Source organism: Synechococcus sp. MIT S9220 (assembly GCF_014304815.1).
GTDB lineage: Bacteria > Cyanobacteriota > Cyanobacteriia > PCC-6307 > Cyanobiaceae > Synechococcus_C.
The window spans coordinates 2,180,673-2,193,515 of sequence record NZ_CP047958.1 but is presented as its reverse complement, the minus strand read 5'-3'; the positions used below and the strand labels follow the sequence as shown (position 1 = coordinate 2,193,515).

Annotated in this window: 15 protein-coding genes; 11 read left to right on the top strand and 4 right to left on the bottom strand. The window is 60.3% G+C overall.

Features of this window, described 5'->3' with window-relative positions; genetic code table 11:
* Positions 1-14: 14 nt before the first annotated feature.
* The gene (gene purE / locus SynMITS9220_RS12145; RefSeq protein WP_255483107.1) at positions 15-602 is read left to right on the top strand and encodes a 5-(carboxyamino)imidazole ribonucleotide mutase; all 588 of its coding nucleotides are present in this window, start codon (positions 15-17) and stop codon (positions 600-602) included.
* A gap of 110 nt (positions 603-712) precedes the next feature.
* Positions 713-1,810, top strand: a complete 1,098-nt coding sequence (locus SynMITS9220_RS12140) for an AI-2E family transporter (RefSeq protein ID WP_186989524.1) — start codon at positions 713-715, stop codon at positions 1,808-1,810.
* On the opposite strand, the gene cysC is transcribed toward SynMITS9220_RS12140, so the two are convergent.
* A complete protein-coding gene (cysC, locus tag SynMITS9220_RS12135) occupies positions 1,791-2,438 on the bottom strand; it encodes an adenylyl-sulfate kinase (RefSeq protein WP_186989522.1) in 648 nt (215 codons plus the stop codon). The genes SynMITS9220_RS12140 and cysC overlap by 20 nt on opposite strands.
* Positions 2,439-2,503: 65 nt before the next feature.
* Entirely contained in the window at positions 2,504-2,830 is a 327-nt protein-coding gene (locus SynMITS9220_RS12130; protein WP_067096222.1) for a translation initiation factor, read from the bottom strand.
* A gap of 38 nt (positions 2,831-2,868) precedes the next feature.
* Here SynMITS9220_RS12130 and SynMITS9220_RS12125 point away from each other — a divergent pair, with 38 nt between their 5' ends.
* Both SynMITS9220_RS12125 and trpB read left to right on the top strand, forming a co-directional pair.
* Entirely contained in the window at positions 2,869-3,828 is a 960-nt protein-coding gene (locus tag SynMITS9220_RS12125) for a class I SAM-dependent methyltransferase (protein ID WP_186989520.1), read from the top strand.
* 39 nt (positions 3,829-3,867) lie between these two features.
* Positions 3,868-5,118 carry a tryptophan synthase subunit beta gene (gene trpB / locus SynMITS9220_RS12120; RefSeq protein ID WP_186989518.1) on the top strand — a complete coding sequence of 417 codons (1,251 nt, stop codon included), beginning with the start codon at positions 3,868-3,870 and terminating at the stop codon, positions 5,116-5,118.
* Between the two features lie 16 nt (positions 5,119-5,134).
* Here the strand turns inward: trpB and SynMITS9220_RS12115 are convergent, their stop codons facing one another.
* The gene (locus SynMITS9220_RS12115) at positions 5,135-6,127 is read right to left on the bottom strand and encodes a heat-inducible transcriptional repressor HrcA (protein WP_186989516.1); all 993 of its coding nucleotides are present in this window, start codon (positions 6,125-6,127) and stop codon (positions 5,135-5,137) included.
* Between the two features lie 110 nt (positions 6,128-6,237).
* Positions 6,238-6,588, bottom strand: coding sequence for a rhodanese-like domain-containing protein (locus tag SynMITS9220_RS12110; RefSeq protein WP_186989514.1), 351 nt, complete (start codon positions 6,586-6,588; stop codon positions 6,238-6,240).
* Positions 6,589-6,665: 77 nt separating this feature from the next.
* Between SynMITS9220_RS12110 and SynMITS9220_RS12105 the strand changes: the two genes are divergently transcribed.
* From SynMITS9220_RS12105 to nuoK, 7 genes are read left to right on the top strand one after another with little or no spacing between them, the layout of a single operon-like run.
* Positions 6,666-8,303, top strand: coding sequence for a DUF3352 domain-containing protein (locus SynMITS9220_RS12105; protein ID WP_186989512.1), 1,638 nt, complete (start codon positions 6,666-6,668; stop codon positions 8,301-8,303).
* Positions 8,281-8,781 (top strand): histidine phosphatase family protein, encoded by a 501-nt coding sequence (locus SynMITS9220_RS12100; protein ID WP_186989510.1) that lies wholly within the window; start codon positions 8,281-8,283, stop codon positions 8,779-8,781. Before SynMITS9220_RS12105 ends, SynMITS9220_RS12100 begins: the two co-directional genes overlap by 23 nt.
* A 27-nt stretch (positions 8,782-8,808) precedes the next feature.
* Positions 8,809-9,999, top strand: coding sequence for a citrate synthase (locus SynMITS9220_RS12095; protein ID WP_186989508.1), 1,191 nt, complete (start codon positions 8,809-8,811; stop codon positions 9,997-9,999).
* Positions 10,000-10,023: 24 nt separating this feature from the next.
* Positions 10,024-11,178 carry an NADH-quinone oxidoreductase subunit NuoH gene (gene nuoH / locus SynMITS9220_RS12090; protein ID WP_066909075.1) on the top strand — a complete coding sequence of 385 codons (1,155 nt, stop codon included), beginning with the start codon at positions 10,024-10,026 and terminating at the stop codon, positions 11,176-11,178.
* Positions 11,179-11,233: 55 nt separating this feature from the next.
* Positions 11,234-11,890 carry an NAD(P)H-quinone oxidoreductase subunit I gene (ndhI, locus tag SynMITS9220_RS12085; RefSeq protein ID WP_115125677.1) on the top strand — a complete coding sequence of 219 codons (657 nt, stop codon included), beginning with the start codon at positions 11,234-11,236 and terminating at the stop codon, positions 11,888-11,890.
* Positions 11,887-12,486: an NADH-quinone oxidoreductase subunit J gene (locus SynMITS9220_RS12080; RefSeq protein WP_186989506.1), complete on the top strand. Its 600-nt coding sequence runs from the start codon at positions 11,887-11,889 to the stop codon at positions 12,484-12,486. The genes ndhI and SynMITS9220_RS12080 overlap by 4 nt, the downstream gene beginning before the upstream one ends.
* Positions 12,487-12,506: 20 nt before the next feature.
* Positions 12,507-12,839 carry an NADH-quinone oxidoreductase subunit NuoK gene (gene nuoK / locus SynMITS9220_RS12075; RefSeq protein ID WP_066909066.1) on the top strand — a complete coding sequence of 111 codons (333 nt, stop codon included), beginning with the start codon at positions 12,507-12,509 and terminating at the stop codon, positions 12,837-12,839.
* Positions 12,840-12,843: the final 4 nt, after the last annotated feature.

The following is a 12,843-nucleotide window of genomic DNA, read 5'->3' as shown; positions in this document are numbered from 1 at the left end:
GCCGGTGCGGGACGATGGCAGTCTCGCTGTCCTTCCGGTTCTTGCCTGTGGCCGAGTTGCCATCCCCCACCATTGATCCAGGTTCGGTGCCCAGGGTTGCCGTCATCATGGGCAGTGATTCCGACCTCCCCAGCCTCCACCCTGCCGTCGAGGTGCTGGAACAGCTGGGGGTGGCGGTGGAGGTACGCGTACTCTCGGCGCACCGCACGCCTTTGGAGATGGTCAGCTTCGCCCAGCAGGCTCGCCAGCGTGGGCTGGCCGTGATTGTGGCCGGTGCCGGTGGCGCAGCTCATTTGCCTGGAATGGTGGCCGCACTGACCACCTTGCCTGTGATTGGCGTACCGGTGCAGAGCAAAGCACTGTCAGGCGTCGACTCATTGCATTCGATCGTGCAGATGCCCGGTGGTATTCCCGTGGCCACGGTGGCGATCGGCGGAGGTCTGAATGCAGGCTTGCTGGCTGCACAGATCCTTGCCGTCGAGGGTGGTGCGCTGGCGGAACGTCTGGAGGCCTACCGCCAGCAGCTTCATGACACGGTCGTTGAGAAGGACGCCCGACTGAAGGATCTGGGCAGTTGTGACTATCTCGGGCGAATGACTTGATCCCCGGCCATTGCCGACCTTCGCTATTGCCGCCAGCCGGCATGTTTGGTGCCATGAGGTGAGTGCCGTTTTCAAGCTGAGCTCCTTTTGATCTGCACCTCCTTCAAGCCATGACGTCTTGGCCAGCCTGGATTCGCTGGGGATTGGTGCTGCCGTTGCTGACCCTCAACCTGTTTGTGATCCGTCAGCTCCTCCTGCCACTGGCTCCCTTCCCAGGACTGTTTCTCACCGCCGCGCTGATTGCGTTTCTGCTGGATATTCCCTGCCGCTGGCTCACCGGTCGAGGGATGCGCCGCTGGGTGGCGATCGTGCTTGTCACTCTCGCCACGATCGGGGCATTGGTCTTCGCTGCGCTGACCCTGGTGCCGCTGCTGATTGAGCAGCTTGGCCAGTTGATCAATGCTCTGCCTGGATTGCTCTTGGCGGCCCAGGAGTGGGTGAACCGTCTCCAGGAGTGGGCCGCAATCCGTGGTCTGCCCACGGAGTTTGGTGATCTCAGCAGTGATCTGCTCTCCCGTGCAAGCTCCGTGGCCAGCCAGCTCAGCCAGAGCTTGCTCAGCATTCTCGGGGCCACACTCGGCACCACGATCAACACGGTGATCGTGCTGGTGTTGGCGGTGTTCTTCCTGATCGGAGGTGAATCGATCACGAAGGGTCTGGCCCGCTGGCTTCCGGATGCCTGGCGTTCGTTGGTGACCAGCACCCTGGCTCGCACCTTTCGTGGCTACTTCGGCGGGCAGGTGCTGCTGGCGCTGATCCTGGCCTTGGGTCAGATCGTGGTGTTCACCCTTCTCAAGATCCCCTATGGCGTGCTGTTCGCCGTGCTGATCGGATTCACAACCCTGATCCCCTACGCCAGTGCTTTGACAATCGTCGCCGTGAGCGGGTTGCTCGCTTTTCAGGATCCCAGTACAGGCCTAGAGACTCTGGTGGCTGCGATCGTGGTCGGTCAGATCGTTGACCAGGTCATTCAGCCGCGTTTGATGGGAAGCATCGTGGGCTTGCAGCCGGCCTGGCTGCTGATTGCCCTGCCCCTGGGAGCGAAGGCTGGAGACCTCTACGGCCTTGGAGAGTTGTTAGGTCTGCTGCTGGCGGTGCCTGTCGCCAGCTGCCTCAAGACGTTCGTGGATGCCTGGGCAGAGCGTCAGGGCATCCACGCGGTCGTCAGCAATGCGGTCGTTAGCGAGGTCAGCGCTGGGCAGGAATGATGTTCCGTGAGATCAGCTCGTTCACCACCTGATCCACGCAGTGCGCCAGGTCTGCTGCGCCGGTGTCGACGCATAGTTCCGGAGTGTCTGGTGCTTCATAAGGGCTGGAGATTCCCGTGAACTCCTTGATGTCGCCGGCACGTGCCTTCGCATACAGGCCTTTGGTGTCGCGCTGTTCGCACACATTCAGATCAGCGGCACAGAAGATCTCGATGAAATCTCCGTCGCTCACCAAGTTGCGCGCTTTGTCGCGGTCAGCACGGAATGGCGAGACGAATGCCGTCAAAACGATGGCACCGGAATCCAAAAACAGTTTGGAGACCTCACCAATGCGGCGGATGTTCTCCTCACGGTCGGCATCGGAAAATCCCAGGTCCTTGCAGAGGCCATGGCGGATGTTGTCTCCGTCGAGCACATAGGTGCTCAGTCCTCGCTCGAACAGGGCCTGATTGACCGCGTTGGCAAGCGTGCTTTTGCCCGCACCGCTCAGGCCTGTGAACCAGAGAATGGCGCTTCGGTGTCCCCGTTGTTCAGCGCGGGCTGCTCGATCAACCGATGCCTGATGCCAGGCGATGTTGGTGGAAGCACCCTGGTTGGTCAGCTGGCCGTGGCTGGACGAAGCGGTCATTGGGATCCGGCGGTCTGGGGCCGCCATTGTCCCTCAACTTGCATCTCTTTGAGCCTCGGTCAGCTTCAGCCCCCAGCGCGCTTGGGACGGTATCCCTCTTTGTTGAGCAGTTCCAGCGCGAGCTCCACCTGATCGCCCTGAAGTTCGATCAAGCCGTCTTTTGCGGTGCCACCGCTGCCGATACGTGTCTTGAGTTTCTTCAGCAGTGCTTTGAGTCCTTCTTGGTTGAGCTCCAGACCGCGGATCACCGTCACGGTCTTGCCGCCCTTCCCCCCACGGGTCGGCTGCACCCGAACGATTTGCTGGGCTTTCGCAGTGGGTTGCTTCTCGGGGCTGCTCGGCCGCTGCAGACTGTCTGTGTTGCTGAATTCCTGCCACCCGCCTTTCGGCATCGCTTCTGCGCATCCGACACCATCCTGCCGTTCTCGTGATGACCGACTCAGCGTCCACGCCTCGATGGGCTGACTCAAGCCAGGGCCTTGGTCGCTGGATCGAACACTTGATCGGTATTGCTCTGCTGAGGCGTCCTCTGTTTTTCCAGGCACGTCAGTTGATTATCCGAACGGCGGAACGCAACGGCATTCCCTGGAGAGTCCGTCGCCGTGAACTCAAGAAGGCTGCAGCACCGTTGTTGTCGAGCAGCATCACTCCAGGCCTGGTGCCGCCCGCCTACTACGTGGCGCGTTTTCACGCCTATGAACAGGGCAATCTCTGCTGGCAGGCTGCTGCCGAAGCTGAGCAAGCCACCGATGCGATGGCCCTGCGCATCTGGCCGGACGAGGCGCTGGCACCGTCTGTGGCCCAGGCCCGTCTGCGGAATGAGATCCACCGCGCTTTGGCGCCGCTCCTGAACGGATCCATTGATCAGGTGCTCGATCTTGGCTGTTCAGTGGGAGTGAGCACGTTGTATCTCGCAAGCTGGTTGGCTGAGCGGGCAGAGCAGCGCCAAGAGCCCGCACCTCGGATTCAGGGCCTGGATCTTTCCCCCGACATGCTCGCAGTGGCTCGTGTGCGGGATCGGGAGGGACTCGTGGATGGCTGGTTGCATGCAGCGGCGGAGGACACCGGTCTGGCGGATGCGTCCTTTGACCTGATCAGTCTTCAGTTCGTTTGCCATGAGCTGCCTCAGGATGCGACCCACGCCGTGCTGGGGGAGGCTGCTCGGTTGTTGCGGCCAGGAGGTGCTCTGGTGATGGTGGATCAGGATCCCGCCTCCTCCGTGCTTCAGCGCCTTCCGGCGGCAGTCGCCACATTGCTCAAAAGCACCGAGCCCTATATCGAGCAGTACTTCAGCCTCGATATGGCTGCGGCCCTGCGGACGGCAGGGTTCCGGAATCTTCAAATCAGTGCCTGTGATCCACGGCATCGCGTGATTGCCTGCTTACGCTGAGCCAACGCTTCAAAGGCCGCGCGCGCGGTCAGCTGCACCTTGACCAGCACCCTGCCACCCAAGCCAACCGCTCAGGATCTGGCCGTCAGCTCCAGGCCTGCCTCCTCCGGTCGTTTCGGCCGTTTCGGTGGACAGTATGTGCCTGAAACGCTGATGCCTGCCCTGGCTGAGCTGGAGACGGCCGCGGCTGAGGCCTGGAAAGATCCGGCTTTCACCTCAGAGCTCAACCGCCTGCTGCGCAACTACGTGGGCAGGGCCACACCTCTCTATGAAGCTGAGCGGCTCACAGCCCATTACCGCCGCAGTGACGGCGGACCCAGGATCTGGTTGAAGCGTGAGGATCTCAACCACACCGGCGCCCACAAAATCAACAATGCGCTCGGGCAGGCGTTGCTGGCCCTGCGAATGGGCAAAAAGCGAATCATTGCCGAAACAGGAGCTGGTCAGCACGGGGTCGCGACGGCCACGGTCTGCGCTCGCTTCGGCTTGGAGTGTGTGGTGTACATGGGTGCTGAAGACATGCGCCGTCAGGCTCTGAATGTGTTCCGCATGCGTCTTCTTGGTGCCAGCGTTCAGCCTGTGACCGCCGGCACCGCCACGCTCAAGGACGCCACCAGTGAGGCCATCCGTGACTGGGTTACGAATGTGGAGACCACGCATTACATCCTCGGGTCAGTGGCAGGCCCCCACCCCTATCCAATGTTGGTTCGCGACTTTCATGCAGTGATCGGAGAGGAAGCCAGGGACCAATGCCAGCAAGCGTTCGGTCGTTTGCCGGATGTGCTGATGGCTTGCGTTGGTGGGGGTTCCAACGCCATGGGTCTTTTTCATCCCTTTGTGGAGTGCAGCGATGTACGTCTGATCGGAGTTGAGGCAGCCGGTGATGGCGTCGCCACAGGCCGTCATGCCGCCACGATGACGGAAGGCAGGGTCGGTGTGCTTCACGGTGCCATGAGCCTTTTGCTGCAGGATCAGGACGGGCAGGTCCAGGAAGCTCATTCGATCAGTGCCGGCCTGGACTACCCCGGAGTTGGGCCTGAACACAGCTACCTGCGCGAGATTGGCCGGGCCGAATACGGCGCCGTCACCGACGCTGAAGCGCTCCAGGCGCTTCAACTGGTGAGCCGACTGGAGGGCATCATTCCTGCCCTCGAGACAGCGCATGCATTCGCCTGGCTTGAGACCCTCTGTCCAACGCTGGCGGATGGCACTGAAGTGGTGTTGAACTGCTCTGGTCGTGGTGACAAGGATGTGAACACGGTCGCCGAGCAGCTTGGCGACGCACTCTGAAGATTCAGAGCATGTCTCAGCTGAGTAAGCGCTCCAGGGTGACAGCAACGGAGTTGACGGCCGCACGAGCGGTCGCGTAGGCCATCCGCATGGGGCCGATCAGGGCAACCTGGCCCACGCCTCCGTCACCGCTGCGATAGCTGGCCTGGACGACTGAGCAGCGGCTCAATGCTGTCTCAGGATGCTCCTGGCCGATCCAGACGCGTCCGTCGGACCAGGCAGGTGCGGGAACAAACGCTGCCGGGTCACTGTCCATCAGGTCGAGAAGAGGCCTCACCCTGGCGCTGTCACTGAATTCGGGTTCAGCCACGAGCCGCGACACCCCATGCACTAACGGTGCCTGCTCGATCGGGCGTTGGAAGGGATTGCCGTTCTCCAGCGCGTCCTGAAGTGCCCTTCCGCAGGATTGCAGCTGCTGTGGCAGACAGCTCCAGTCCAGCTTTCCGGCCTGCACCAGTTGGTCTGAGGTCCAGCGTTCTAAGGCTTCCACCTGACCGGCACTGCCATGGGGCAGCCGCAGATTGAGGTGATGGGCCTGGCTGGAATCGCCCACGAGCATCACCAGCAGGCGGTCTTCACTGCGCACCAGGCGAATGGTTCTGAGATTGCTCTGGGATCGTTGCGGCGGGCTGATCAGGCTCATCAGACCTGTGAAATCCGTCAGCCGGCGTGCCAGCTGCAGCAGCAGGTCATCCAGTGCCGCCCAGCGCAGGCTCAGCTGGGTCAATTCCCGCTCCAGGTGATGGGCACCCGCACCGGGTTCGGGCAGAAGGCAGTCCACATAGTGGCGGTAGCCCTGGGGGCTGGGCACGCGACCCGCTGACGTGTGTGGCTGGGTCAGGAGTCCACGCTGTTCCAGAGCTCCCATGGCCGAACGCACCGTGGCCGAACTCGCTTTGATTCCGAATCTCTGCACTAAAGCGCGACTGCCCACCGGTTCGATGGTGTCGACATAGTGGTGGACCGTGGCCTGAAGAACCTCCTGCTGTCTTCGGGGCAGCGGCTTCACGGAGATCACCTTGCGGATCGCGATCTTACGAAGAATCAGTCAGGGAGATTGGTTCCTGTCATGAATGCATGCCGTTCGGCTGACTGGCGCGCTGATCAGTGGCAGGGCGTTCAGTAGCGCGGCACTGCGGGATCCACCACAACGCTCCAGGCGTCAATGCCACCCTCAAGGTTCCAGACGTCCAGGGATGGTCGATTCTCGAGCAGCCAGCAACCGAAATTCCAGCTGCGCACACCGGCATGGCACAGCACCACGATCGAACCACCGTTTGGCAGCACGTCATCAATGCTCCCCATCCAGTTTTCAGCATCACTGAGGGGCAGATGCTTTACCGGGTGCGGAAATGGAGCGATCACCAGTTCCTGCTGCTCCCGCACATCCACAACGGTCAGATCGGTGTTGTCGTTGAGCCAGTCGTTCAGTTCGCTGGCTTTGAGGGGTTTGGGGGTGGGTCCATTCATCGCTTCAGTCTGGCTTTGGGCTGGCACAGCACCATGGATGGATAGAAGATGAGCACCATGTGCTTCACCGCCTGTTCATGAAAGGGCGCTCGTTCCTGTTGGCTCTGGTCGCTGTGGCGATGGTGCTGCTCACCCTGGCGCTGGGTGTTTGGTGGGCGATGGCTCGTCAGAGCCCGCTGCGGATCATGGACCGGCCACTTGAACTGCCCCGCGCAGCACGGTTTATGCCAAGTGATGCAGCCCTGACGCTGCACTGGCTGGTCGACTCGCGTCAGGTGCCTGCTTACGCCCAGGCCGTTGCGCCCGTTCGCCAGCGCCAACTGGTGAATGACAGCACCCGTCAGCTCAGAGATGGTGCCTTTGCTCTGGCCGGCCTTGACTTCAGCACTGAGCTGGCCGGCTGGATCGGGCCCGAGGTCAGCTTTGCAGTGCTTGACGCTCCTGCACAGCAGTCCGGGGAACAACCGAAGCAGGGTTGGGTCCTGGCACTGTCCAGCCGCGATGAAGATGGGGCCAAGCGCTTTCTGCAGCGTTTCTGGCAGACCCGAAGCCTGGCAGGCACCGATCTGCAGATCTCCCGCTACCGCGGTATGGGACTGATCAGCGGTCGCGGTGCCCTGCTGGGAAGAGATCCCCAACCGATCGCCACGGCCTTGATCGACGACGATCTGCTGTTGCTGGCTTCAGGGCGAGGCGTGCTTGAACAGGCGCTGGATGTCTCTCAACTGGACAGTCAGCATCAGCTCGGAGACCCTGTTCTGGCGGCTGATCTGCAGAGCTTCGGTCGTGGTGCTGCCGTTCTGATTGCCACCCCTGGTGCGATGGACCGCTGGCTGGGGGTCCCCTCAGCGATCACTGCCCGTGAAGACCTGCAGGGGCTGGTGGCATCGCTGACACCGCAGGGCGCTGATCTGGCGCTTGATGCCGTGGTTCACTTCCGTGAGCCTCTGATTCCCCGGATGTCTCAGCTGGCGGACAGCGATGTGTTGCTTAGAGATGCCGGTGGTGATGCGGAGACAGTCGCTCTGCTCACGAATCCTGCGGATCTTCTGGCTGCCGATGCCAATGAGCCCCTGGCTCAGTGGATCGCTCCCCTTCTGCGGCAGTCGATCGAATCCCTGTCGACCGGGGCCGCGGCTGCGGTCGCCGGCCTCGATGAGGGGCCCATGCTTTGGCAGCAAGGGCCGCAGGGCTGGGTGTTAGGCACCCGGCCGAATCGTCCCGATCCCGAAGTGGTGGATCAGCGACTTCAGGGGCTTGGGTTGACAGGCTCCACTCTCGACAGCGAAGGCCAACCTGTTCAGGTCTGGACCCGTCTGGCTCGTCAACGACGTCGAGGAGAGGAGTCGCTGCAAGCTGAACTTGCTGTCGCTCTGGAGCGGCACACCGGTGTGAACTGGTGGGCAGAGACCCTCGATGGTTTGCGCCGTCGCGGTGAGAGTGGGGACCTGATGCAGCGACAGCAGCAGCTGCAGGAGCTGCAGTTCGCGAGTCAGTCAGTGCTGTCTCAGCAACTGGCACTCGCTGCGGCGCCAAGCCGCTTGCACCTGGGTCAGTGGCGACCCTGGGAGCTGGTGCAGGGGGTGGCAGGTCGATCACTGTTGCCAGCTGTGAAAGGTTTAGCTGTCTCTGCTGGGGCTGACCCGAACGCCACCTCCGTTCAGGATGAACGTGTGAGCAGCTTGCGTCTGCGTGCGCGACTCCAGCTCGGTTGATCTTCTTCTCCTGCGCCATGGCATTGCCGCAGAACGGGTCTGCGGCCGTGATCATCCCGATCGCCCCCTGACCGATCGCGGCATGCGGCGAACTCTGGAGGTTGTCCGACAACTGCGGAGGCTGGATGTTCAGGCGGACACACTGATCAGCAGTCCTTACAGGCGATGCAGGCAGACCGCTGAGTTGGCGGTCCAGGCTGGGTTGGCGAAGTCGATCCGTCTGGATTCAGCCCTGGAGCCAGGCGGTGACCCGTGGCCGTTGGTCTCCCGCGTGTCCGGCTGTTGCCTGTTGGTTGGCCATGAGCCAGATCTGAGCACTCTTGCGGCGACGCTGATCGGAGCACCCGCCAGCAGCCTGCGCTTGCGCAAGGCGGGATACTGCCATCTCAGTTGGCAGGCTGACCTGAGCGATCCTCGGGGTCAGGCTGAACTGCAGGCATTACTCAGGCCTCGTCTTTTGCTCCCGCGCTCCGTTTAAGTTGCCCTTGCGCTGAAGCGGAGGTTGGTGAGTCAGAACGATGGTGCCGAGATCCGTCATGAGCGAACGGGTCTGGTGTTCCGCCCCGGACTTGAGGGGGTGCCTGCCACCCAGTCGTCCATCTGTGACATTGATGGTCATGCAGGCTGCCTGTCCTATCGCGGCTATCCCGTCGACGATCTGGCCAACCACTGCAGCTTTCTGGAGACCACATACCTGCTGATCTGGGGGCAATTGCCCACTCCTCAGCAGTTACGCGACTTTGAGGACGAAGTGCAGATGCACCGACGCGTGAGTTTCCGCGTCAGGGACATGATGAAGTGCTTCCCCTCCGATGGGCATCCGATGGATGCTCTGCAGTCCAGCGCAGCGTCTTTGGGTCTGTTTTATTCACGTCGTGCCATCGACGACCCTCAGTACATCTATGACGCGGTGGTTCGGCTGATCGCCAAGATCCCGACCATGGTCGCCGCCTTTCAGCTGATCCGTAAAGGCCAAGATCCCATTCAGCCCAGGGACGATCTGGCGTATTCCGCCAATTTTCTCTACATGCTCATGGAGCGTGAGCCGGATCCCATGGCCTCAAGGATCTTTGATCAGTGCCTGATCCTGCATGCGGAGCACAGTCTCAATGCGAGCACTTTCAGTGCCCGCGTCACCGCCAGCACACTCACCGATCCTTATGCGGTCGTCGCCTCAGCCGTCGGCACGCTGGCTGGTCCCCTTCATGGCGGGGCCAATGAAGATGTCCTGGCGATGCTCGAGGAGATCGGCACACCAGATCAGGCCGCAGGCTATCTCGATGAGGCCATGGCCAGCAAGCGCAAGATCATGGGATTCGGTCACCGTGAATACCGCGTCAAAGATCCTCGTGCGGTGATTCTTCAGGCTCTCGCTGAAGAGATGTTCGAACGCTTTGGTCACGATGAGATGTACGACGTGGCCAGAGCTCTGGAGACAGCGGCGGAAACCCGTCTCGGCCCAAAAGGGATTTATCCCAATGTGGATTTCTATTCCGGACTTGTTTACCGCAAGCTGGGTATTCCCAGAGACCTGTTCACGCCGGTCTTTGCCATCGCAAGAGTGGCCGGATGGCTGGCTCACTGGCGTGAACAGCTTGGTGCCAATCGAATCTTTCGGCCATCTCAGATCTACACAGGCAGTGATCTGCGCCAATGGACGCCACTGGAGGCCCGAGTTCCAACCATCACCACTTAAGTTACATTCATCACACCTTTGCTCATGGTGACTTTCCTCGCCACCAGCGCACCGGCTCTGGTCAGTCCAGGCCTGGATCTGGAACGAAGTTTCAGTCAAGCTCTCGAGGGCTTTGGACTGTCTGAGCAGGCAGCTCGCTTGATCTGGCTTCCACTACCCATGCTGTTGGTGCTTGTTGCAGCAGTGGTGGGGGTTCTCGTCACCGTTTGGCTTGAACGCAAGATCTCAGCAGCGGTTCAGCAGCGCATCGGACCTGAATATGCCGGGGCACTTGGTGTTCTTCAGCCCTTGGCTGATGGTCTCAAATTGCTGGTGAAGGAAGACATCATTCCCGCCAGGGCCGACAGTCTGTTGTTCACGCTCGGCCCTGTTCTGGTCGTTGTTCCAGTGATTCTGTCCTGGTTGATCGTTCCCTTCGGTCAGAACCTTTTGATCAGCAATGTGGGTGTAGGCATTTTTCTGTGGATCTCTCTCAGCAGCGTTCAGCCGATCGGCCTGTTGATGAGCGGATACGCCTCGAACAACAAATATTCCCTGCTTGGAGGTCTCAGGGCAGCTGCACAGTCGATCAGCTACGAGATTCCCCTCGCTCTCGCTGTGCTTGCGGTGGTGATGATGAGCAATTCCCTCAGCACCGTCGACATCGTCGATCAGCAAACCGGTGCGGGAATCCTCAGCTGGAATATCTGGCGCCAACCTGTCGGCTTTCTGATTTTCTGGATCTGCGCTTTGGCGGAATGTGAACGCCTTCCGTTCGACCTCCCCGAAGCGGAAGAGGAGCTGGTTGCCGGTTATCAGACCGAATACGCCGGCATGAAGTTCGCGCTCTTCTACCTCGGCAGCTACATCAATCTGGTGCTGTCAGCTCTGCTGGTTTCGGTGCTCTATCTCGGCGGCTGGGGCTTCCCTTTGCCGGTGGAATGGCTGGCCGGCTGGCTGGGGCAATCGGTCGATGCTCCTCTCGTCCAGGTGATCACAGGCACAACAGGCATTGTGATGACCGTGCTGAAGGCCTATCTGCTCGTTTTCATTGCCATCCTGTTGCGCTGGTCGACGCCGCGGGTTCGCATTGACCAGCTTCTTGATCTTGGTTGGAAGTTCCTGCTGCCACTGGCTTTGGTCAATTTGCTCGTGACCGCAGCGCTGAAACTTGCCTTCCCGGTCGCCTTCGGGGGTTAGGTTTAATTACCTAGGCTCTTGCTCAGCGGTCACTCCGTCTCCCCTCCCTCAGGCCATGTTCGGTTTTCTCAAACAGGTTGGTGACTACACCAGAGATGCCGTCGACGCGGCGCGCAATCTCACTCAGGGTCTGGCCGTCACCTTCGACCATATGAAGCGCCGTCCCGTCACGGTGCAGTACCCCTACGAGAAGCTGATCCCCTCGGAAAGGTATCGCGGGCGCATCCATTACGAGTTTGATAAGTGCATTGCCTGTGAGGTGTGCGTGCGCGTCTGCCCGATCAATCTGCCCGTGGTGGATTGGGTGATGAATAAGGCCACCAAAAAGAAAGAACTGAGGAATTACTCGATTGATTTCGGGGTGTGCATTTTTTGTGGAAATTGCGTGGAGTACTGCCCCACCAATTGCCTTTCGATGACGGAGGAGTACGAGCTGGCGGCATTTGACCGTCACAGCCTCAACTACGACAACGTCGCACTGGGGCGTCTCCCTACCAGCGTGACCACCGACCCATCAGTTCTGCCTCTGCGGGAATTTGCTTACCTTCCGGCCGGCGAAATCGATCCCCATGTTGTGGATCCCGATCGCCCACGGGCTGGGCAGCGACCCGATCAGCTGCTGGCTGCCATGAAGTCAGCCGCAGCTGTTTCAACAGTGGATGCGGGAGAATCGACCACGGTGTCAACGGATCGCAAGGAGAGTGCTGAATGACGATCGCAGCGTCAACGCAACTGATCTGCTTTCTGGTGCTCAGCTCTGTGGTTGTGCTGGGAGCTCTCGGGGTGGTGTTGCTCAGCAACATCGTCTATTCGGCCTTTCTGCTTGGGGGCGTGTTCCTGGCAGTGGCTGGTTTGTATCTGTTGCTCAATGCCAGTTTCGTTGCTGCAGCCCAGGTGCTGGTCTACGTCGGTGCTGTGAACGTGCTGATCTTGTTTGCGATCATGCTCGTCAACAAAAAGGAAGACCTTGCTCCAATTCCAGGGTTGACCTTGCGTCGCCTGCTTTCCGGTGGCGTCTGTGCCGGCCTCTTCGCCTTGTTAACAAGGGTCGTCCTCACAACTCCATGGGCGGAAGGGCCAGAGCCAATTGGCGAAGACGCCACGGTTCGAATCGGTGAGCATCTCTTTACCGATTATTTGCTTCCTTTTGAGCTGGCCTCAGTTCTGTTGCTGATGGCCATGATTGGAGCAATTGTGCTGGCTCGACGCGATGTTCAGGCCGTCGATCCAGGCACTGGTGAACTTGCGGATCAAGGCCTGATTGAAAAGGCCCGGACTCCCCTGCTGGTTGATCAACCACCTTCCTGACCTTTCCCTGCCTTCTTGTCATGCTCTCCGAGCTGCTGTCCGGTTCCGTTCCTCTCGAGGCCTATCTGCTTGTTGCCGCAGTGCTGTTTTGCACGGGCGTCTGGGGGCTGATCAACAGTCGTAATGCTGTGAGGGTGCTGATGAGCATCGAGCTGATGCTCAATGGTGTGAACATCAATCTGATGGCGTTCTCCTCCTATGTGGATGGCCAGCTGATCCGTGGTCAGATTTTCTCAGTGTTCGTGATCACCGTGGCTGCTGCGGAAGCGGCGGTTGGCCTGGCCATTCTTTTGTCGCTTTATCGCAATCGCGTCACAGTGGACATGGAACGCTTCAACCTTCTGCGCTGGTAGGGCC

What these genes read in the sequence shown, in the direction of transcription:
- SynMITS9220_RS12125 (WP_186989520.1), top strand. Translation starts at nt 2,869, where the DNA reads ATGACCGACTCAGCGTCCACGCCTCGATGGGCTGACTCAAGCCAGGGC.
- SynMITS9220_RS12080 (WP_186989506.1), top strand. Translation starts at nt 11,887, where the DNA reads ATGACGATCGCAGCGTCAACGCAACTGATCTGCTTTCTGGTGCTCAGC.
- purE (WP_255483107.1), top strand. Translation starts at nt 15, where the DNA reads ATGGCAGTCTCGCTGTCCTTCCGGTTCTTGCCTGTGGCCGAGTTGCCA.
- SynMITS9220_RS12105 (WP_186989512.1), top strand. Translation starts at nt 6,666, where the DNA reads ATGAAAGGGCGCTCGTTCCTGTTGGCTCTGGTCGCTGTGGCGATGGTG.
- SynMITS9220_RS12130 (WP_067096222.1), bottom strand. Translation starts at nt 2,830, where the DNA reads ATGCCGAAAGGCGGGTGGCAGGAATTCAGCAACACAGACAGTCTGCAG.
- SynMITS9220_RS12110 (WP_186989514.1), bottom strand. Translation starts at nt 6,588, where the DNA reads ATGAATGGACCCACCCCCAAACCCCTCAAAGCCAGCGAACTGAACGAC.
- SynMITS9220_RS12140 (WP_186989524.1), top strand. Translation starts at nt 713, where the DNA reads ATGACGTCTTGGCCAGCCTGGATTCGCTGGGGATTGGTGCTGCCGTTG.
- cysC (WP_186989522.1), bottom strand. Translation starts at nt 2,438, where the DNA reads ATGACCGCTTCGTCCAGCCACGGCCAGCTGACCAACCAGGGTGCTTCC.
- nuoH (WP_066909075.1), top strand. Translation starts at nt 10,024, where the DNA reads ATGGTGACTTTCCTCGCCACCAGCGCACCGGCTCTGGTCAGTCCAGGC.
- ndhI (WP_115125677.1), top strand. Translation starts at nt 11,234, where the DNA reads ATGTTCGGTTTTCTCAAACAGGTTGGTGACTACACCAGAGATGCCGTC.
- nuoK (WP_066909066.1), top strand. Translation starts at nt 12,507, where the DNA reads ATGCTCTCCGAGCTGCTGTCCGGTTCCGTTCCTCTCGAGGCCTATCTG.